The organism is Vibrio sp. D401a (assembly GCF_030248515.1).
Lineage (GTDB): Bacteria > Pseudomonadota > Gammaproteobacteria > Enterobacterales > Vibrionaceae > Vibrio > Vibrio rotiferianus.
This window is the reverse complement of record NZ_JAHGAI010000006.1, coordinates 68,894-89,437: the sequence shown is the minus strand read 5'-3', so window position 1 is coordinate 89,437 and position 20,544 is coordinate 68,894. Positions and strand designations below refer to the sequence as shown.

Here is a 20,544-nt window from a genome sequence, read left to right as displayed (position 1 = left end):
TGGGAAACAGTTTAACGATTTGGGTAGAAAGAAAATTGCTATCTGCGCTACGATAAAAGCCAATTTGAGCAGACTATTTCCAGAGTGACCATGAAAAAGAAAGAATCCACCAACTTTGAATTAGATAGTACTGATTTCGCCATCCTTGACCATATTCAGAAAGATGGTCGCATGAGCAATTCTAAGCTTGCCGAGACCGTCAACCTGAGTGAAACACCCTGCTGGCGACGCTGGAAGAAAATGGAAGAGGAAGGTTACATTGAGGGTTACGCTGCAAAGCTGAACCGTAAAAAACTCGGTTTCCAAGTTTCTGGTTTTACTCTGGTTACCCTCGGCAGTCATGAGGTAGAAAACACCACGCCTTTTGAAGACTTTGTCGCAGAAACCGATTGGATCTTAATGTGTCACTGCATTGCAGGCAGCGCGGATTATATGGTGCAAGTGGTGGCTCGAGACTTAGACGAATACTTTGACCGCATCAGTGCTATTCGCCGCGTGAAAGGCATCAGCGCCATTCAATCCAACGTCTCCGTTAAGGAAATTAAGAGTACTTTCCAGTTGCCACTATAGTAGTGTGATGGTGGAGGTTGATATTGTGGACGAGATTACACTCGCTATCCCCGTCGACCATTCACACGGAACTGTTGTGGGGTGACATCAAAATAGGCTTTAAACGCTTTGATGTAAGAAGAGTCATTTTGATACCCCACTTGATCGGCAATGCTTTGGATCGAGAGCTCTTCGTCCAGCAAAGAGAGCGAATAAATCAGCCGAATTTGTTGCCGCCAAAGTTGAAACGAGGTGTTGAATTCTTTGGAGAACAAGCGCGACAACGTTCGCTCGGATGCGCCTACTGTCTCTCCCCACTGTTTGAGTGACCAATCCAATGCTGGCGTGTCGGTCAGCGCTTCGAATATCAGCTTTAAGCGCCTGTCTTCTGGCAGCAGTAACTGAAAGGTCTGCACGTTATCTTTCATGATTTGATCGTGCAGCACGCCTAGCAATCGTGAGACTTCCTCATCACTAACGAACCCTTCGCATTGGCGGCGTATTTCCTGTAACAACTCATTCAGAAACGGAGTAAGTGTGATGGTTCGAACTTGATGCTCGTATTCAATGCCAAACTCAGGGTTCAGGTAGATACCGACAAATGTCGTATGGCTTAGCGCGATGGATTCATGTTGAATACCCGCAGGCACAAACAGCGCAGAGGTATGAGGCACAAGGTGTTGGTAGTGATCGGTTTTGGTTTGTAATAACCCTTTGATCGGGAAGATGACTTGATGCCATGTGTGTTGGTGCATCGCATCAATGTAACCTTTGGGCATGTCGATGGTCTTAACCAAAGCTGGTGAATGAGGATTGGCAGCCATCATCTCATTGGAGGTCATGACACCGGAGTGAGAATCGATTTGGCGGGTTGGCATTATTAACTGTCCTTACATCCCTACTCTGACACAAGTTCACTAGGCTATCATGCTCGGCAAAGTGAATGAAGCCGTGAGGTGCGACGTATGCGATATCAAGTTGAAATATCCAAAGAAAACCAACTCTTATTCAAAGTCGATATTGATAACATCAACCAAGACAAGTGCGAAGCATCGCTTGAAACCGTGTTAACCAAGTTTCCTAAAGCGGAAGGTTATCAACGTCATGTGTTGGTTTCAGATAGCGAAACGCGTTACTTAAAAAGCACAGAAAAGCGCATTGAAGTACTGGCAGCGATTCCGGTATTCAAATCATTGGGTGAGCGATAACGTGATTTTGTCTCACGCCGTTTGGCAAATCAGTTTTAGCGATAAGGAAAGAATATGAAGAAGTTAGGCGTAGTTAACAGCGTATTAGCAGGTAAAACCGTTGCCTTTGCACATGGTGCGAAAAGTGCGATTAACAAACAGGTTCTACCTCAGCGTCAGCACGCAACAGAACTGGGTTTTCCCAACGACGAACAAGGCGATCCGCGCTTTCATGGTGGGATTCAAAAAGCCCTTCATATTTACCCAAGTGAGCACTATTCCGTTTGGCAACAAGAGTTAGGCGACAAAGCGATTTTCCAATCAGCTGGGGCATTCGGCGAGAACTTAAGCTCAAGCGGCGTAACAGAAGCGTCCATTTGCCTGAAAGATAAAATCCGAATCGGCACAACCTTATTGGAAGTGTCACAAGGGCGTATGCCTTGTTGGAAACTCAACGTCCGCTTCGAGCAAAACGACATGGCGAGAAGACTGCAAGATACGCTTCGAACAGGCTGGTACTTCAGAGTGTTGCAAGAAGGCGATATCGGTGCAGGTGACGAGATTATTCTGTGCGAAAGACCTTACCCAGACTGGTCATTGGCTCGCATCATGGGCGCTGTGTTTACTGGTTGCCTAGATAAAACAGAGCTAAGCCAGCTAGCGGAACTTCCATTGGTTGAATCTTGGAGCAAGCTTGTTGAACGCCGCTTAGAAACTGGTGAAGTCGAAGATTGGGAAATGCGTTTGGTTGGTCCGACTGCGGGTTAATTCCCGTTTTGACTCCCCGAGAGAACAAAGCGTATCCCTTCCGATATCCGCCCCACAACCAATTCAGTGGGGCTTTTGCTTTTTAGCCGTTCAAAACAGCAAATCTGTATTTAAGCTGGAACTTAGCAATTAACAAAGGTTAATGAATCCCGTACAAATACTCTTTATGTTGTACCCAAAATAATACAAGGGGAAGCATGATGCTCGAATGGAGAATTAAGAAATTCGCAGCTCTGTCTGTTCAAGAGCTTTACGATTTTTTGCAGCAAAGAGTCAATATTTTCATCGTAGACATGAACACGCCATACAGCGATTTGGATGGTAAAGATAACCATCCCGACACCTACCACGTGATGGGATATGATAACGAACGTCTGGTGGCTTATAGTCGTATTATGCCTCCGAAACTCGGATACCCCGTTGACGTTTTACCCTTGCTGAACTCTGATGCCAATGACGTGTGTATCGGTCGCGTTATCGTCGCAGAAGATTACAGAGGGAAAAACATCGGCAACCAATTGATGCAAGTGAGCTTCGATGCCACAAGGAAGATCTACCCGAACGACAGCATTTTTATATCCGCACAAGCGCACTTGAAAGACTACTACGGCAAGTTCGGCTTCGATGTTGTCACCGATAGCTACTTGGAAGACGGATGCACTATGTTGGGTCTTAGGCACATTCCGAAAGTTATCTGCTCAGCCTAAAAAACCATTCATCATCCTATACGTTCACTTAGAACGCTATTAGGCGTTTTATCTCAAAGCCAAAACCGTCATCACTTTGCTCTGTATCGTATATTGAAACAAAGCAAAGGAGAAAGGCAATGAGCGGACAGTTAGTAAGATTGGTTTTAAGATGGATGCATATATTGTGTGCGCTGTTGGTGGGTGCAGCGCTTTATTCACCGCTGAAGGCAAATGAAATGTTCATGACGTTAACGTTATTCGTACTTGTTCCCATTGTTGCTATCACAGGCGTTATGATGTGGAAGCAAGGGAAAGTCATGAAGTACCTTCACCGCAAACCCAGTTAAACCATCTCAGCGGCGATAGAGATGATCTATACCAATGTCTCAACCATGCCTTCACAGCAGGCATGGTTCTACTTCCTAGCGTTTTTTAGGCGAAACCATACATTTCTGAAAGTCATCATTACACTTCCATACGCTCTGCTGATAGAGGGTTACAATTTTATTTTGTACAGTGTTCAAAACCAAACAACTGGGACAGAACAATGAACAAAACAATTATTGCATTATTAACGTTGACGGCTGCAGGCACGGCAACAGCGGGTGATACTTACATTCGTAACGGTAACATCTACAACAACGAAGGTGGCTGGATGGTCGAAGCTGGTGTAGTACAAGCGAGCGATCTTTTCAAAGACCAAAAACACAACACTGCGCCAGTTCTAAACGGTGGCTACCATGGTGAAGACTTCAACGCTGATTTAGGCGGTATTAACTACCGTTTCCTAGGTGACAACGATGAACTACTTAACATGAGTGCTTACGTGGTAGGTAGCGGTGTACCTCGTGATAGCGATGTAGCGAAAAGCCTAAAAGGTACGAAACGACGTGATATTGCGATCGATCTAGGTTTGAACGCAGATTTCAGACTTGATCCAAACAACGTGATCTCAACTTACCTACAACATGATGTATCAGGCGCTTACAAAGGCTTCCAAGGTGGTGCTACTTACTTCCATATCATGAATATCGGTAATGTTGATTTCGTACCATTTGCGAGCGTGTCTTACCAAAGCAAAGATTACGTTGATTACTACTTCGGTGTAACAGACAAAGAAGCACGTGCAAACCGCAAAGCATACAAAGGCGATGCAACCGTAAACTACGGTTTAGGTTACAAACTGGTAGTGCCAATCACTGAGCACTGGCAAATCAGCCAAGTATCACAATACACTCGTCTAGGTAGTGGCATCAGCGATTCTTCTATCGTAGACAGTGCAAACCAATGGGCAGTAGGCGCGACAGTTTCTTACAACTTCTAAGCACTACCCCTATTTAGACACACACTCCATTTAATTAAAAAGCCACCATTACGATGGCTTTTTTTTATTTGGTTTTGCTCATTTAGCTTTAGGCGCTTGACGTTTCGGCTTACCTTGAAACTGCTTAATGCTCTTTTTGGCATTGGTTCGGCGATTGGCTTTTTTATCACGTGGGGCGCGCTTGCTTTCGCCTGTTGATGGCTTATCCGTTACAGGGAAACCTTCAAGGTCTTGCGTTGGCAATTCACGTTGCGTCAAGTTACGAATCGCGGTAAGCGCTTCGGCTTCGCCATGGCAGACCAGTGACATTGCAACACCTTGCTCGCCTGCACGGGCTGTACGCCCAACTCGGTGAACGTAAGTCTCTGCGTGCATTGGCAACTCAAAGTTAATCACTACTGGTAGTTGCTCGATGTGAATACCGCGCGCCAATAGATCAGTAGCGATCAACACCTGTGTTTGCCCAGATTTAAACTGCGCCAGCGCGTCTTCTCGCTCTGCTTGGCTCTTATTACCGTGCAGCGCATTGGTTGTGATACCAGCTTTGTTCAACTTCTTCGCCAAACCATCAGCGTTCTCTTTCGCGCCAATAAATACCAGTACCTGTGTCCACGTACTTTGCTTGATCAGTTCAATCAACGCTTTGGTTTTGCTGCCTTTGTTGACGAGATATAGCGTCTCAGAAATATCTTGATTGGTGCTGTTTTCTTGATGCGCGGCTACCTGTTTTGGTGCGTGCATCAGCTGCTTGGCTTTGCCCTTCAACTCATCAGAAAACGTTGCTGAGAACATCGCGGTTTGGCGCTGGTTTGAAACCTGCCCCGCAATATTTTGCACGTCAGGCCAAAAGCCCATATCCAATAAGCGATCCGCTTCATCCAACACTAGGTAATGGATATTACTCAGGTCCAAACCGTTGTTCGCCAGATCAACTAAACGACCTGTTGTCGCCACAAGAACGTGGGGATTTGATGCAAGTGCTTGTAGTTGTGCCTCTTTATCAACGCCACCACACAAACACACTGCGTTGAGACCAATAGATTGACCAACTTGGTTAATCGCCTCGCTCACTTGTGTCGCTAGTTCGCGTGTAGGTACTAGAATCAGTGCTTTTTGCTCTGGATTTACACTTAGCTTTTCCAACAAAGGCAAACCATAAGCAAGGGTTTTGCCACTGCCTGTATTTGCTAATGCCAATACGTCTTTACCACTGAGTAATTCGGGAATTGCCAAAGCCTGAATATCGGTTGGCTTCTTGAAGTCTTTTGGCAGTGCGTGAATCAGCTCAGAACTCAAAGAGAGAGTAGAAAATGGCATTAGCTTAACCTTGTGCTTTTGGTTGAAGAGGCAGTAAAACAATATAGATGCAGTAAATCGCAGGCGCGGACTTTACCACAATCCATTAGACGAACAATCCCATTTTAGAAGAGGAAGTCTCCAAACGTCGTTGGTTTTTAATGCCTCAAACAAAAACAGCGATTAGATTACCGCTTGGTAGGTACCACGAATAGAGTAATCATTTTCTGGGTTGCGGATAAACGTCAAGCGACATTCTCTCAAGGCGTACCCAGTTCGATAGTATCGCCACTTCACGTCGCTTGAGATAAAACGGGCGCGACACAGGTTGGAGTGGAGAGCATTGCTGCCCTCACATGCCGCGCCCTAATCAAGAGACCGGACTTATCATCGAATGTATTCGTTACCTCGTTCGAATTAATACGTTCAATAACCGTAACTTTTAAAAATGTGAACGCAGAGCCAAAACTCTGCGCTTTTACATTGTAAATCGAACGGATATCTTGGCTTTATGCCACTTCAGCACTGTGCATTTGAGCCATGTGAAGACACTGCGGTTCTGGCGAGAAATCAACGATACCTCCTCGACCTGCTTCAACATTGCAGTACTCAACTAACAAGGCTTTGAGCTTAACTCGACCGCGCTGAATTCGGCTTTTCGTCGCAGAAAGCGAAAGCCCCAACTGATCCGCGACTGTTTGTTGAGGCAAACCGTCGAGTTCAGACAGAATCATGGCTTGGCGATATTTCTCTGGCAGGCACTCAAACATTGGGCGCAAACAATGCCCCATGGTTTGGAGATTCTCCAGCTCAATCGGCATTTCCTCTTCAACCTGATTGTCTATCAGCTCTTCATAACTTTGGTGCGTACGATAGTGATCCATGATCGCGTTGTGCGTGATGCGATATAACCAACTTTTGATTTTGCTTCGCGCTTCTAACTGGTCGATCTTTTGACTCGCCTTGATGTACACCTCTTGCAAAATGTCATCGGCTAAATCTGGATCACTGGTCTGTTTGACAATGTAGTTTTTGAGCTGCTCTTTGTGTGCCAACCACTCTGCTAACATGTGACGGTCTCTATACATAAAACAATAATTCGATATTAATCGAAATATAAACCGTATGGCAAGTATGACCTATACATTATGACTCAGACTCAACCGCGCCATCTGCTTTCACCCATTCAGCAAAACCACCAGCAAGGTTGAGCACAGGCCCAAGCCCCATGTCAGCAGCTTGTTTTGCCGCATAGAGGGAACGAAGTCCATGCGCGCAGTAAAAGACGTACGTTTTATCTTGAGCAAAGACTGGGTTATGCACTGGGCATTGTGGATCAATCAAAAACTCCAACATGCCTCTTGGACAGGTAAATGCCCCCGGGATCACACCAAGTTTGCGCCTTTCATCGGCTTCTCGTACATCCACGAATACGTAACCTTCCTCTGCAAACAGCGCTTTGGCATCCTCAATAGAGAGATCTGCGACACTCAAGCGCGCTTCTTCTGCTAGGGCTTTGATGCCTTTAGTGATAGTTTGTGTCATCGTTTTATTCTCCTACCACTTCACTTATTTGCGTTTATCGACAGCGGCTTTAAGCAACTCAAACGAGGTTTGAATTTGCGCTAAAGAACAAGCGAAGTTCATGCGGTAGTAGTTTTCATTGGGTTCACCAAACCAAGTACCTGGCGTCAGCGCCATTTTGGCTTCTTCTGTCAGCAAGGTTTTTAGCTGAGAAGATTCCAATTCTAAACCAGAAAAATCCAACCAAATTTGATTGGTTCCTTGTGGCAGGAATGCTTTCACCTGTGGCAAGTTGTGCTCAATAAACTCAATAATCCAGTTACGATTGTTTTGCGTGTAAGCATGAAAACCTTCAAACCACTCTTTGCCCTGTTGGTAAGCCGCAATCGTCGCGTAGGTAGTAAACGCATTGCCATGATCGATAGAAAGTGAAGCGGATGTCGCTTTGATCTTCTCGAAAAGAGCTTGGTTATCGCTATAAATGTAGCCGTTAGAGATGCTGTTCAAACCAAAATTTTTCGCCGGAGAACCAATGATCGTCAGGCTGTTTTCATAACCTAATGAAGTCATACTGGTAAAGGTTGAACCTTCAAATACGATGTCGGCATGCACTTCATCGCTGATGATCATCACCTTGTATTTCTCAGCTAATGCCACCATGCGCTCTAGTTCAGCTTTGGTCCAAACTCGTCCCACTGGGTTATGAGGGTTGCACAGCAAAATCATTTGCACTTCACCACTTTTCAACTGATTTTCAAGCAACTCAAAGTCCATCACGTAGTGGTCATTTTCAATTTTCATTGTGCTGCCCACAACGGTTCGGCCAGCTGACTCAATCAAACGTCGGAACTGATGATAAACCGGTGTCTGGATCAGAACGCCCTCACCTTCTTTGGTGAACTCGCGGATAAGCAACGCAATCGCACTCAGTACGCCCGGCACTTGAACAAAGTTATCAGTGCTAAGTTCAAGACCATGCAAATCCTTATTCCAATCAGCAATGGACTGAAAAACCGTCTTGCTATCAAACTCGTATGAGAAGGTTTCGCGGCTGACAAGTTGCTGCATCGCTTGCGAAATTGGCGATGCAATAGGAAAGTCCATATCAGCAATCCAATACGGTACAACTTGGTCTGTTCCGTACACTTGGTTGAGCATTTGGCTATCATGCTTTATGAATTTGTCTTTAATATCTGAGCGCGTTGGCTGTGACTTGAACATGGCATTCTCCGGTCGAAATCGTTTTTACACAGATAAGACGACTGTGGTTAGAAAAAGACGCAAAATTTTTTCAGGTATTCATCTGACAGAGCATTGCAGATACTTTTTATGGATAATATTCAAGAAATTAAGAACGAAAAACGCAGAACCTAGACTCTGCGTTTTGTTAGATGGTTTTGCTGGTTTTTACTTACTTGGTGTAGAAAGCACGTTTTAGTGCCATTTCTAGACCACGCACTTCCGCAAGGCCTTTCAAGCGACCGATGGCTGAGTAGCCTGGGTTGGTCTTCTTCTTCAAATCATCCAGCATTTGGTGACCATGGTCAGGACGCATTGGGATCAAACGGTGATCGCCTACTTCTGCGCGGCGTTGTTCTTCATCCAGAATCGCCATCACCACGTTGTACATATCCACATCACCATCTAGGTGAGCTGCTTCGTGGAACGTCATCGGGTTGCTTTCTTCACGCTTGGTTGAACGCAAATGAGTGAAGTAAACACGATCGCCATGCTTTTTGATCATCTTAACTAGGTCGTTATCACCACGCACACCGTAAGAGCCGGTACACATGGTCAAGCCGTTCATCTTGCTTGGTACTTTTTCGGTTAACCAGTCGATGTCTTCGATGGTCGAAACGATGCGCGGCAAACCAAGAATTGGACGCGGTGGATCATCTGGGTGCACCGCCAATTTTAAGCCATGCGCTTCACACACTGGCATTAACTCCGCTAAGAAATACGCCATGTGCTCACGCAGTTTGTCTTTACTGATACCAGCGTAGCGGTCCAATTGTGCTTGGAACTCTTCTAACGTGTAACCTTCTTCAGCACCCGGCAAACCAGCAATGATGTTGCTTGTCAGTTGTTGGATTTGCTCCGCCGTCATGTTGTTGAAGTACTCAAGCGCTTGAGCTTGCTCAGATTCGGTGTAATCCGCTTCTGCGCCCGGGCGTTTAAGAATGTGCAGCTCAAATGCCGCAAATGCGATTTGGTCAAAGCGTAACGCTCGAGAACCATCTGGCATTTCAAATTCAAGGTCAGTACGTGTCCAGTCTAGTACTGGCATAAAGTTGTAGCAGACCGTATCTACGCCGCACTCTGCAAGATTACGCAGCGTTTGTTTGTAGTTGTCGATCCATTGTTGGAAGTTGCCCGTCTGAGTTTTGATTTCTTCGTGAACAGGAACACTTTCAACCACCGACCACGTTAAGCCTTTCTCTTCGATGATGGCTTTACGTTTTAAAATCTCTTCTTTCGACCACACTTCACCATTTGGAATGTGGTGTAAGGCATTCACGATGCCTGTTGCGCCAGCTTGACGAATATCGTCTAGCGACACTGGGTCATTCGGACCGTACCAACGCCAAGTTTGTTCCATGACACTCACCTTTTTTAAGACGCACTCAGCCCGCTCGAATTATTCAAGCTAAGTGCACAACGACTTCTTAATATGCAGCCGCGATAATGCAGCTGCGCTGACTAGAGCCGACCGGAGCCGGCAATGTGGTTAACCGTTTTCAGCGCCCTGCAGAACAACAGGGTTGGAACTGAATAAGTAACCATCAAAATTTGGGTCATCGATGTCAGACAGCTCCAACAAGCGCTGTTTAACGTTTTCAAGGTGTTGCCACATGGCATTTTTTGCAGCGATAGGATCTTTACGCTGCAATGCGGCGAGGATTTTGGCGTGATCGTCTAACCACTCTTCACGGTAGTCTTGACCAGCAATGTGAGAATGAAGTTTCTTCCACATTGGGCTGCTCTCGCGTCGCTCCCAAGATTGCTTCAGCATGTCCACCAGCACAGAGTTTTGAGTTGCCTCTGCAATGCACATGTGAAACTTCTCATCACCGTTACAATCTGCGGTGCCACTGGCGAGTTCTTCTCGTTCTAACTCAAGGGCTGCGCGCATTTTCACGATATCGCCAGGCGTTACTTGCATAGCTGCAAATTCCGCAATGTTACTTTCAAGCAACTGGCGAGCTTGGAGCATTTCAAACGGACCGGCATCATCGCTGATCACGTTCTCACGGGAGTTCGGTTGAGATGGAATATTGATGACATACACCCCAGAACCTTTCTTCACTTCGACAAGGTTTTCCAGCTCAAGCATGATGATCGCTTCACGCACGACTGTGCGGCTAACGTCGAGACGTTCTGCGATATCGCGCTCAGGCGGCAGCCTATCACCAACCTTGTACAGGCCGTTGATTAACTCTTGTCTTAGGACTAGACCGGTTTCTTGATACGGTCTTTTCGGTTCAAAAGGCATCATGATGATATTATCACTATATTCCATCTAACTTCTCACGCCATCATAACGACCAATAACAATTGGTCAACCTCTATGTACCAGAATGTGGTAACACCTTGTTTTCGATTGTTTCTTACTAATTAAATTGTGAATTATTGAACGGCTTTAATTTTCTCAACCAATTCATTTAATTCAGGATTTGTCTTTTCTAGGTCCGCATACATTGGTTGAACCGCTTCAACAAATGCCGCTTTATTTGGCTCTACAAAAGTCACGCCCATCTTCTCTGCTTTCGCGCGCTCTTTCGCTTCTGACTCAGCCCATAGTTTCTTCATGTATTCCGAAGAGTCTGCAGCTGCTTTCATCAGTGCTTTTTGCTGCTCTGGCGTTAGCTTGTCGTAAGTCTTAGTTGAGATAACCAAAACGTCCGGAACCATAGTGTGCTCATCTAAGCTGAAGTACTTTGATACCTCACTGTGACGGCTCAAGCTGAACGATGGGATGTTGTTTTCCGCAGCATCCACCACGCCTTGTTGCAATGCTGTGTAGAGCTCACCGTATGCCAATGGTGTTGGGTTACCACCTAACGCTTTTACCATCGCAATCGCTGATGGGCTTGGCTGTACGCGCACTTTCAAACCTTTCAGATCTTCCGGCGTATTGATTGGTTTATTGGTGTAGAAGCTACGCGCACCCGCATCGTAGTAAGTCACACCAATAAAGCCGCTGTCCGCTGAAGAATTCAGGATTTCACGACCCACTTCCCCGTCTGTCACTTTGTAGTAATGGTCTTTATCGCGGAACAAGTAAGGCATGTTGAATGCTGCGTAAGCTGGGGAGAAAGCTTCCAATTCTGCCGCGTTGCTCTTCACCATATCTAGAGCGCCGTTTTGCATTAGCTCCATCGATTCACGCTGTGTACCTAGCTGTGCATCAGGGTAAATACGGATACGAACTTCACCGTCTGTCATTTCACGAACTTCTTTTGCCATAAAGTCCATTGCTTTATGCACGGCATGGTCACGAGGGTGGTTGTGACTCAGCTTCAAAGTGGTCGCAGCATAAGCAGAAGCGGTGGCGCCGAAGGTCATTGCAGCACCTACTACAGCGCTTAAAAGAGTCTTACGCGTCATCATTGTTCTATTCTCCTTGGATTGGTTGTCCAATATGTAGGGTAGTTTTAATTTTTTAACGGTATTTCTTGTTTCGAGGCCATTATTGGCGATCAAAAAACCTATCGTCAAAACAAAAATGCAAATTGATTGACCAAAATCACAATCACAACCCTTAAATTGGTCAACCAATCCAATTGTGAACCTGCTCACGTGACAACCAAATCGGCTAACTTATAATCCGACCAGAAAGATTAGCGTATGTTACTGCCCTACACAGAAACAACTTCTTACATTGGTTAACCAGTTGTTATGAGGTACGCGTATTTACTTAAAGGAAATAAAAATGAATAAATTGGTCAAATACATAAACAGGGGGCTGGCTGCCTTTACGGTCTCTCTCTCGACCTTCCTCGTCATTTGCGTAGTCTGGCAAGTGTTATCACGCTATGTGATTGGCAGACCAAGCACCGTTACTGACGAACTTGCTCGCTATCTCTTTATGTGGGTTGCGTTAATTGGCGCGGCATACACCACTGGTCTTAAACGCCACCTTGCTATCGACTTGCTAACAATGAAGCTGCAAGGCAAGCGCAAACTCATCAATGAAATCGTCATCCAAATTGCCATCGCGCTGTTCTCTTACGTGGTGTTGGTTCACGGCGGTACACAACTGGCACTGAAAACACTGGCAACTGGCCAGTTAACACCAGCGCTTGGCTTGGAAATGGGCTACATCTACTTCTGCCTACCAATCAGTGGCGCACTGATGATCTTCTACTCTGCGGTATTCGCTTTCGACCGTGTAAAACAATTGACGTCTGGTGAAGCCCTACTCACCGACACACAACTTGATTAATCGAGGGTTCCACAATGGAATGGCAATTAATTCTCACCCTATTCGGTAGCTTCGCGGTTTTATTGACGATTGGCGTACCAGTTTCTTTCGCTATCGGTTTGTCATCGCTAGCTACTATTTTAATGAGCTTACCGCTAGAGCCTGCGATCGCTGTTGTCGCGCAGCGTATGGCGGCAGGCCTTGATAACTTTGCTCTACTAGCAATCCCGTTCTTTATTTTGGCGGGTAACATCATGAACCAAGGCGGTATCGCGCTGCGTCTTATCAACTTTGCAAAAGTACTCGGTGGCCGCCTTCCTGGTTCACTTGCACACGTGAACGTCATGGCGAACATGATGTTTGGTTCGATTTCTGGCTCTGCGGTAGCGTCTGCAGCAGCGGTTGGCGGCACCATGTCTCCTCTGCAAAAGAAAGATGGCTACGATGAAAACTTCTCTGCGGCAGTGAACATCACTTCTTGCCCATCTGGTTTGTTGATTCCGCCAAGTAACACACTGATCGTGTTCTCATTGGTATCAGGTGGTACGTCTATCGCGGCACTGTTCCTAGCGGGTTACATTCCTGGCACCTTGATGGGGCTAAGCATCATGGTGGTAGCAGGTATCATTGCAAAACGCCGTGGCTACCCAGTGGCAGCACGCCCTTCTCTGGCTATGGTTTGGAATACCTTCTTGAAAGCAGCCCCATCTTTGGCACTGATTGTGATCATCATGGGTGGCATCATTGGCGGTATCTTTACCGCGACAGAAGCATCAGCTATCGCGGTGGTTTATACCTTTGTGCTAGCGGTGTTGATTTACCGCGAAGTGAAATGGCGTGACATTCCAAAGATCATCCTAGAGTCTGCGGTGACCACTTCTATCGTATTGCTACTGGTTGGCGCATCAATGGGCATGTCTTGGGCGATGGCAAACGCCGATATTCCTTACATGATTGCAGATGCTCTACTTGCTATCTCTGACAACCCAATGATGATTCTCTTGATCATCAACGTCATTCTGCTGATTGTCGGTATCTTCATGGACATGACACCAGCGGTACTGATCTTTACGCCTATCTTCCTGCCAATCGCACTAGATATGGGAATTGACCCTGTGCACTTCGGCATCATGATGACCTTCAACTTGGCTATCGGTATCTGTACCCCACCAGTAGGTAGCGCGTTGTTCATCGGTTGTTCTGTGGCGAACGTTGCCATCGACAAAGTAATTAAACCTCTACTTCCATTCTACGTTGCACTGATTGCAGCACTAATGGCCGTGACCTTTATTCCTCAGCTAAGCCTGTTCTTACCTAACCTTGTTCTTGGCTACTAAGCGCTTGGTTATAAGTTATAGATTACAAATTATTAAAATACACCATCCCGTAGGTTCGCCTGCGGGAAAAGGGATACCAAAATGAAGACTATTTCGAACTCCACTCTGAATGACCACGTTCTGCTTCCGGACTACGACCGCTCAACGCTTAAAAGCCGTATTGTTCACCTTGGTTTCGGTGCTTTCCACCGAGCGCACCAAGCTCTATTCACCAATGAAATGCTGAGCAAAACAGGCTCTGACTGGGGCATTTGCGAAATCAACCTATTTGGTGGTGAAGACTTAATTCAATCGCTGCGCGCCCAAGAGCACCTCTACACGGTGGCAGAGAAAGGTGCAGAATCGACTGAGGTAAAAGTGATTGGCTCAGTGACTGAATCACTCCACCCAAGCCTCGACAGCATTCAAACGGTGTTAAAAAAAATGGCCGAGCCACAAGTGGCGATCGTTTCAATGACGATTACCGAGAAAGGTTACTGCGCCGACCCAGCGACAGGCACACTTGATAAAAACAACCCGCTAGTCATTGCTGATCTTGCCAACCCAACGGAGCCAAAATCAGCATTGGGCTACATCGTACAAGCACTGAAGATGCGCCGTGAACGCGGTCTGACGCCATTTACCGTGATGTCTTGCGATAACGTGCAAGAGAACGGTCACGTAGCAAAAGCAGCGGTACTTGAGTTCGCTCAACTGCTCGACCCAGAATTGCGCGACTGGATTGAAACCAACGTTACCTTCCCTTGCACCATGGTTGACCGCATCGTGCCAGCAGCAACCGAAGAGACACTGACCGAAATCACTGAGCTACTTGGCTGTGAAGACCCATGTGGCATCGCTTGTGAACCTTTCCGCCAATGGGTTATCGAGGATAACTTCGTGGCTGGTCGCCCGGATTGGAACGTGGCTGGCGCAGAATTTGTTGCCGACGTTGTGCCTTACGAAGAAATGAAGCTGCGCATGCTAAATGGTAGCCACTCGTTCTTGGCCTACCTAGGTTACCTTGGTGGTTACGCGCACATCTCTGACACCATGACAGATGAAGGCTACCGCAAAGCGGCATTCGATATGATGATGCAAGCGCAAGCTCCTTCGCTGACCATGCCAGAAGGCACCGATTTAGAAGGCTACGCCAAGCTGCTTATCGAGCGCTTCACTAACCCAAGCTTAAAACACAAAACATGGCAAATCGCGATGGATGGCAGCCAGAAGATCCCACAACGCATGGGCGGCAGCTTACGATTCCATCTTGCTCAAGGTTCTAACTTCTCATGGTTGGCCACAGCGATTGCAGGTTGGATGCGCTACGTCTCGGGTGTGGACGAGCAAAGCAACGACATTGATGTTCGCGATCCAATGGCAGAGACACTACGTCAGATCTGCGACCAACACGGCTTGAACGTTTCTGTTGTGCCTGCGTTGCTCGCGGTTGAAGCCATCTTCCCTGCAGAGCTTGGTCAAAACCCACAAGTGATTGATGCGGTGAGCAGTGCTTACCAATCGCTAATCGATAACGGTGCTCGTGCCACTGTCGCTGCGTTGTAATAGGAGTTAACGATGAAGAATTTCCTGTGTGAAGACTTTTTACTCTCAAACGAAACTGCACGTCGCTTGTACCATGAGCATGCGTTCCACCAGCCAATTTATGATTACCACTGCCACCTAAACCCAGCGGAAGTGGCGCAAAATCGTCAGTTCGATAACTTGGGTCAAATCTGGCTTGAAGGCGATCACTATAAATGGCGTGGCATGCGCTCGGCAGGCATTGAAGAGCGTTTGATTACGGGTGATGCGAGCGATTACGACAAATACATGGCGTGGGCGAAGACGGTTCCTCAAACCTTGGGCAACCCACTTTACCACTGGACGCACTTAGAACTGCGTCGCCCATTCGGCATTACCAATACGCTGTTTAGCCCAGACACCGCTGACCAAATTTGGCACCAATGTAATGAGTTACTGGCGACACCTGAGTTCACAGCTCGCGGCATCATGCAGCAAATGAACGTCGTAATGGCGGGCACAACCGATGATCCTATCGATTCACTGGAACACCACAAAGCGATCGCAGAAGACGACACCTTTAACGTTAAAGTGCTGCCGAGTTGGCGTCCGGATAAAGCGTTCAAGATTGAATTGGACGTGTTTGCGGATTACATGCACAAACTGGGCGAAGTAGCAGACATTGAAATCCGCCGCTTTGATGATTTATTGAGTGCGCTTGATAAACGTTTGGCACACTTCGATGCACATGGCTGTCGTGCGGCAGACCACGGTATTGAGATCGTCCGTTACGCGCCAATTCCAAGCGAAGCTGATTTAGATGCGTTGCTGACCCGTCGTTTGAATGGCGAAGTACTGTCAGAGCTTGAATGTGCGCAGTTCTCTACCGCAGTTCAAGTTTGGCTCGGCAAACGCTACGCGCAGTTGGGCTGGGTCATGCAGCTTCATATTGGCGCGCAGCGCAACAACAGCACACGCATGTTCCAACTGTTAGGTGCCGACGCTGGCTTTGACTCGATTGGCGATCGCCCATTTGCCTTTGAACTGGCACATCTACTGGATGAAATGGACCAAACCAACGAGCTGCCTCGCACCATTCTTTACTGTTTGAACCCTCGTGATAATGAAATGATGGCGACCATGATTGGTAACTTCCAAGGTGGCGGCATCGCGGGCAAAGTGCAGTTTGGCTCAGGTTGGTGGTTCAACGATCAGAAAGATGGCATGCAACGCCAAATGGAACAGCTTTCTCAACTTGGTTTGCTCAGCCAATTCGTCGGCATGTTAACGGACTCGCGCAGCTTCTTGTCTTACACTCGTCACGAATACTTCCGCCGCATCTTGTGTGACATGATTGGTCGTTGGGCAGAGAACGGCGAAGTTCCAAATGACCTATCGTTGCTTGGTCCTATGGTCGAAGACATCTGTTTTGGTAACGCGAAGCGCTACTTTGAAGAGAGGGCGTAACCAATGAAGCACATCGCCATTATTGGTGAATGTATGATTGAGCTGAATGGCAAACCGTTCGGCTCAATGCATCAAACATTTGGTGGGGATACGCTCAACGCTGCGGTTTATTTGAGCCGCGGCTGCGAAGCCAATAACAAACCTAATGAAGTCAAAGTCTCTTACGTTACGGCGCTTGGTAATGACCCGATCAGCACAGGCATGCTGACTCGCTGGGAAGACGAAGGCGTCTCAACAGACTTAGTGCTGCGCGATGAGATTCGCACGCCGGGTTTGTACCTGATTCAGCTTGATGACCAAGGCGAGCGTACGTTCCTATATTGGCGCAACCAATCAGCAGCACGTTACCTACTTCAACATCCAAACTTTGGACTGGTTAAGCAAGCATTAACTCAAGTAGATGCGGTTTTTCTCAGCGGTATCTCTTTAGCCATCTTGCCAGAAGAAGACCGAATTTCACTGCTCAACTTATTGGTCGAACTTAAAGCCCAAGGCGTTGAAATCGCATTTGATAGTAACTTCCGCCCAGCACTATGGCCTCAAGACGATAATCAAACCGTCAAGAACGTTTACCAAGCCATGTATCAACTGACGGACGTTGCCTTAGTGACTTTTGATGATGAGCAATTGATCTGGGGTGACGAAACACCAGAGCAAACCATTGAACGCCTTACCTCTCTTGGTGTGGGCAAATGCATCGTCAAGCTCGGCGCGGATGGCTGCTTAGTTCAAGACTCAACAAATCAGGGTTCGAGCGCGGCTCTCGCTCCACAAGCCGTGCCAACCCAACCTGTCGCTCAAGTGGTGGACACCACATCGGCGGGCGACTCGTTCAATGGTGGCTTTTTATCGGCTTACCTTGTTGGCGCCGATCTCGCGACCTCATGTCAAAGAGGCAACGCCCTAGCAGGTGCTGTGATTCAACATCGTGGAGCCATCATTCCCAAAGCATTCACACAACCGGCGCTTGGCGTCGTTTAAGGAACACTCATGTCTAGCATTAAAGAACAATTGAAAGCTCTGAAAGTCATCCCAGTTATCGCCATTGATAAAGCAGAAGACATTATCCCACTGGGTAAAGTACTGGCAGAAAACGGATTACCAGCGGCTGAAATCACCTTCCGTTCAGCAGCGGCTGCAGAAGCGATTCGTCTACTGCGTGAAACCCAGCCAGACATGCTGATAGGCGCAGGTACGGTGCTGAACCGCGAGCAAGCAATTGCTGCAAAAGAAGCAGGCGCAACTTTTATCGTATCGCCTGGCTTTAACCCAAATACCGTTAAAGCGTGCCAAGAAATCGGGATTGATATCGTACCGGGGGTGAACAACCCAAGCACAGTTGAAGCCGCACTGGAAATGGGATTAACCACCTTGAAGTTCTTCCCTGCCGAAGCTTCTGGCGGCATCAACATGGTGAAATCACTGCTCGCGCCATACACCGACATTGAACTGATGCCTACTGGTGGCATTAACCCTGCGAACATCAAAGATTACTTAGCTATCCCGCGCGTATTGGCATGTGGTGGTACGTGGATGGTAGACAAGAAACTGATCGAAGCGGGCAACTGGGAAGAACTTGCTCGCCTAACTCGCGAAGCAGTAGCACTTGTGAATGAATAATGATTGGTAAGTAATCTCAAGGCTCTTGGGTAACCCCTTAGCGATTTAGATAAAGTGCCCAGCCCTCCCTTTGTGGAGGGCTGATTTGTTCAAAGCATGGCTCAATTGATTGGGTTGTCGCGGTAAGTAGATTCCTGATCTCGCCTAGGCTCGTCGGAATGACGATATGACAAATATCTCCCTATTCGTCATCCTGAAAAGCGAGGCACGAGCCTGATTCAAGATCTACTTACAGAGTGAATCAAACTCTAAAATGACAGCTACTTTGAAGGGTGTTCAGGGCTTACTCACTTAATGGAAATAACTCAAAGAACAACACTCTAGGGAAATAAATGGAAAACTGGTTAGCACAAGGCATTGGTGGCATCGCGTTTATGGTTGGCGTGATGGCATTCTGGCAAAAAGACGACATGCGCTTTCGCTATCAGATGATGGCGTTTTGTTTCATCATGGGTATTCACTTTACCCTGATGGGCGCAACCGTCGCCGCCATTGGTGTGATCATTAATGGCATTCGCAGTTTCGCCTCAATCAAAACTCAATCACGCAAAGTGATGTGGTTCTTCATTGCTCTTATGTGGCTGATGACCCTACCAAACATCACCCACTTTTTTGAGCTACTCACGGTAATCGGCTCATCCGTCGCCACTTGGGCACTCTTTTCCAAACAAGGCATCACTCTACGCAGCTTAATTTTGTTTAATTCCTTCTGCTGGGTCAGCCACAATATTTGGCTTGGCTCGATCGGTGGTTCATTGGTCGAGAGTACTTTTATCATCACCAATTTACTGACCATATATCGCTTGTATCTATCGAGTAAAAATAATAACCAGACACAAACTTTAAATCAGGGCTAATGTATTTAGCCCTTTTTCTCACCCGGTAATAATTTTGGAGTAAACGATAACAACCAAAAAGGTCAGCTCTACAGCTGACCTTACATTTATCAAAACCTTGTTTGGCTCTAATCAAAGATCGACTTACCCAAAGGAACAGGGTTTTGCTGCCCAAAATTGGTTCCGTTTTGTAATCCACGACAAAACGAGCAATGGATGGTGCTGTATTTGATGTCGTTGTCTTGGAGCAATTTGAGAGCTTCAAATAAGGTTGGTGGAGTGCCGCAGCTACGGTTACGAATGGTCAATACATCCATTTGAACGGTGCCTTTGTGCTGCATCAGAAATTGTTCAACGACCTCATCGTTCAGCTTTAACACGTCACGATAATACGATTCAAGGTCATGCATGCCTTGCGCAATGTAAGCGTAAGTTTCCGCCTCGTCCGCACTTTGATACTTGGTCAGGTCATAATCTTTATCCAGATCAGTGCTGGTAATAATTTGCCTTGGCTTCACATAACCCGAAGCGAGCCTGCGAATATCCATGCTGCCGCCTTGCGTGTATCCATGTTCACAGTAGAACTGGAGATTCTCATTGGCGGCTAATTTGATTGGGCTCTTACTAGAGGTGCGTCCATGGGCACTAATGATCAAATGTTCCGAGGTTGGCTTTCCCTTCTCTTTTGACCATAAGTAAAGGTGATTACCAATACCGTGTTTCTTAAATGTCGCGTTTTTAGGTACCTTCATTGGCATATTATTATCTCCATATTCACTAGTTCAATCAACGGATTGAAGCTTAAGTATAAGCAGCGAAAATAACCCAACTGGTTGGTTCAGAACGAGGATAATTATGTTTGTGATATGGCTTCTAAAAGTCACTGCAAAAATAGAGCGGCATACAGCCAAGCATCAAGTATATAAGCATAGTTCAAATTGCCTTTTCTCTTTTTAAATCAGAATCCTGGTCAAAAAATGAAAATTTACCTTACGCAGCACTCTGTCAGAGTGCTGTCA

Annotated in this window: 22 protein-coding genes; 13 read left to right on the top strand and 9 right to left on the bottom strand. The window is 46.7% G+C overall.

The features are described from left to right. Nucleotides 1–90: 90 nt before the first annotated feature. Nucleotides 91–570: an Lrp/AsnC family transcriptional regulator gene (locus KIV41_RS03510; protein ID WP_069687944.1), complete on the top strand. Its 480-nt coding sequence runs from the start codon at nucleotides 91–93 to the stop codon at nucleotides 568–570. A 44-nt stretch (nucleotides 571–614) separates the two neighbouring features. On the opposite strand, the gene KIV41_RS03505 is transcribed toward KIV41_RS03510, so the two are convergent. Then, entirely contained in the window at nucleotides 615–1,430 is an 816-nt protein-coding gene (locus KIV41_RS03505) for a helix-turn-helix transcriptional regulator (RefSeq protein ID WP_269984954.1), read from the bottom strand. Nucleotides 1,431–1,514: 84 nt separating this feature from the next. On the opposite strand from KIV41_RS03505, the gene KIV41_RS03500 reads away from it, so the two are divergent. The 5 genes from KIV41_RS03500 (at nucleotide 1,515) to ompV (ending at nucleotide 4,517) form a co-directional block, all read left to right on the top strand. Continuing rightward, on the top strand, nucleotides 1,515–1,757 hold the full coding sequence (locus KIV41_RS03500) for a hypothetical protein (RefSeq protein ID WP_005429049.1): 243 nt from the start codon (nucleotides 1,515–1,517) through the stop codon (nucleotides 1,755–1,757). Between the two features lie 54 nt (nucleotides 1,758–1,811). Next, a complete protein-coding gene (locus KIV41_RS03495) occupies nucleotides 1,812–2,504 on the top strand; it encodes an MOSC domain-containing protein (RefSeq protein WP_285335683.1) in 693 nt (230 codons plus the stop codon). Between the two features lie 200 nt (nucleotides 2,505–2,704). Beyond that, nucleotides 2,705–3,211, top strand: coding sequence for a GNAT family N-acetyltransferase (locus tag KIV41_RS03490; protein WP_285335732.1), 507 nt, complete (start codon nucleotides 2,705–2,707; stop codon nucleotides 3,209–3,211). Between the two features lie 119 nt (nucleotides 3,212–3,330). After that, nucleotides 3,331–3,540, top strand: coding sequence for a hypothetical protein (locus KIV41_RS03485; protein ID WP_050904149.1), 210 nt, complete (start codon nucleotides 3,331–3,333; stop codon nucleotides 3,538–3,540). A gap of 200 nt (nucleotides 3,541–3,740) precedes the next feature. Beyond that, complete coding sequence (gene ompV, locus KIV41_RS03480; protein ID WP_009695852.1) at nucleotides 3,741–4,517, top strand: outer membrane protein OmpV; 777 nt, start codon at nucleotides 3,741–3,743, stop codon at nucleotides 4,515–4,517. A 78-nt stretch (nucleotides 4,518–4,595) separates the two neighbouring features. On the opposite strand, the gene KIV41_RS03475 is transcribed toward ompV, so the two are convergent. The 7 genes from KIV41_RS03475 to KIV41_RS03445 all read right to left on the bottom strand — a co-directional run bounded on the left by KIV41_RS03475 (nucleotide 4,596) and on the right by KIV41_RS03445 (nucleotide 11,948). After that, entirely contained in the window at nucleotides 4,596–5,834 is a 1,239-nt protein-coding gene (locus KIV41_RS03475) for a DEAD/DEAH box helicase (protein WP_285335681.1), read from the bottom strand. A 488-nt stretch (nucleotides 5,835–6,322) separates the two neighbouring features. Beyond that, nucleotides 6,323–6,883 (bottom strand): RNA polymerase sigma factor SigZ, encoded by a 561-nt coding sequence (gene sigZ, locus KIV41_RS03470; protein ID WP_122069030.1) that lies wholly within the window; start codon nucleotides 6,881–6,883, stop codon nucleotides 6,323–6,325. Nucleotides 6,884–6,959: 76 nt separating this feature from the next. After that, a complete protein-coding gene (locus tag KIV41_RS03465; protein ID WP_285335680.1) occupies nucleotides 6,960–7,358 on the bottom strand; it encodes a rhodanese-like domain-containing protein in 399 nt (132 codons plus the stop codon). A 24-nt stretch (nucleotides 7,359–7,382) separates the two neighbouring features. After that, a complete protein-coding gene (locus KIV41_RS03460) occupies nucleotides 7,383–8,558 on the bottom strand; it encodes a MalY/PatB family protein (protein ID WP_285335679.1) in 1,176 nt (391 codons plus the stop codon). Between the two features lie 190 nt (nucleotides 8,559–8,748). Then, nucleotides 8,749–9,936 (bottom strand): mannonate dehydratase, encoded by a 1,188-nt coding sequence (gene uxuA, locus KIV41_RS03455; protein ID WP_039987703.1) that lies wholly within the window; start codon nucleotides 9,934–9,936, stop codon nucleotides 8,749–8,751. A 129-nt stretch (nucleotides 9,937–10,065) separates the two neighbouring features. Beyond that, entirely contained in the window at nucleotides 10,066–10,857 is a 792-nt protein-coding gene (locus KIV41_RS03450; protein WP_009706637.1) for an FCD domain-containing protein, read from the bottom strand. A 107-nt stretch (nucleotides 10,858–10,964) separates the two neighbouring features. Beyond that, entirely contained in the window at nucleotides 10,965–11,948 is a 984-nt protein-coding gene (locus KIV41_RS03445; protein ID WP_045385795.1) for a TRAP transporter substrate-binding protein, read from the bottom strand. Nucleotides 11,949–12,270: 322 nt separating this feature from the next. On the opposite strand from KIV41_RS03445, the gene KIV41_RS03440 reads away from it, so the two are divergent. The 7 genes from KIV41_RS03440 to KIV41_RS03410 all read left to right on the top strand — a co-directional run bounded on the left by KIV41_RS03440 (nucleotide 12,271) and on the right by KIV41_RS03410 (nucleotide 19,546). After that, on the top strand, nucleotides 12,271–12,783 hold the full coding sequence (locus KIV41_RS03440; RefSeq protein WP_042605111.1) for a TRAP transporter small permease: 513 nt from the start codon (nucleotides 12,271–12,273) through the stop codon (nucleotides 12,781–12,783). A 14-nt stretch (nucleotides 12,784–12,797) separates the two neighbouring features. After that, a complete protein-coding gene (locus tag KIV41_RS03435; RefSeq protein WP_285335676.1) occupies nucleotides 12,798–14,099 on the top strand; it encodes a TRAP transporter large permease in 1,302 nt (433 codons plus the stop codon). A gap of 81 nt (nucleotides 14,100–14,180) precedes the next feature. Further along, nucleotides 14,181–15,644: a fructuronate reductase gene (locus tag KIV41_RS03430; protein WP_285335675.1), complete on the top strand. Its 1,464-nt coding sequence runs from the start codon at nucleotides 14,181–14,183 to the stop codon at nucleotides 15,642–15,644. Nucleotides 15,645–15,656: 12 nt separating this feature from the next. Beyond that, entirely contained in the window at nucleotides 15,657–17,069 is a 1,413-nt protein-coding gene (gene uxaC / locus KIV41_RS03425) for a glucuronate isomerase (protein WP_047476748.1), read from the top strand. A 3-nt stretch (nucleotides 17,070–17,072) separates the two neighbouring features. After that, nucleotides 17,073–18,050, top strand: coding sequence for a sugar kinase (locus KIV41_RS03420; RefSeq protein WP_285335673.1), 978 nt, complete (start codon nucleotides 17,073–17,075; stop codon nucleotides 18,048–18,050). Nucleotides 18,051–18,059: 9 nt separating this feature from the next. Then, the gene (locus KIV41_RS03415) at nucleotides 18,060–18,689 is read left to right on the top strand and encodes a bifunctional 4-hydroxy-2-oxoglutarate aldolase/2-dehydro-3-deoxy-phosphogluconate aldolase (protein WP_005429019.1); all 630 of its coding nucleotides are present in this window, start codon (nucleotides 18,060–18,062) and stop codon (nucleotides 18,687–18,689) included. A gap of 332 nt (nucleotides 18,690–19,021) precedes the next feature. After that, nucleotides 19,022–19,546 (top strand): YgjV family protein, encoded by a 525-nt coding sequence (locus KIV41_RS03410; RefSeq protein WP_212582918.1) that lies wholly within the window; start codon nucleotides 19,022–19,024, stop codon nucleotides 19,544–19,546. 107 nt (nucleotides 19,547–19,653) lie between these two features. On the opposite strand, the gene KIV41_RS03405 is transcribed toward KIV41_RS03410, so the two are convergent. Further along, entirely contained in the window at nucleotides 19,654–20,283 is a 630-nt protein-coding gene (locus KIV41_RS03405) for a putative adhesin (protein WP_005449940.1), read from the bottom strand. Between the last annotated feature and the right edge of the window lie 261 nt (nucleotides 20,284–20,544).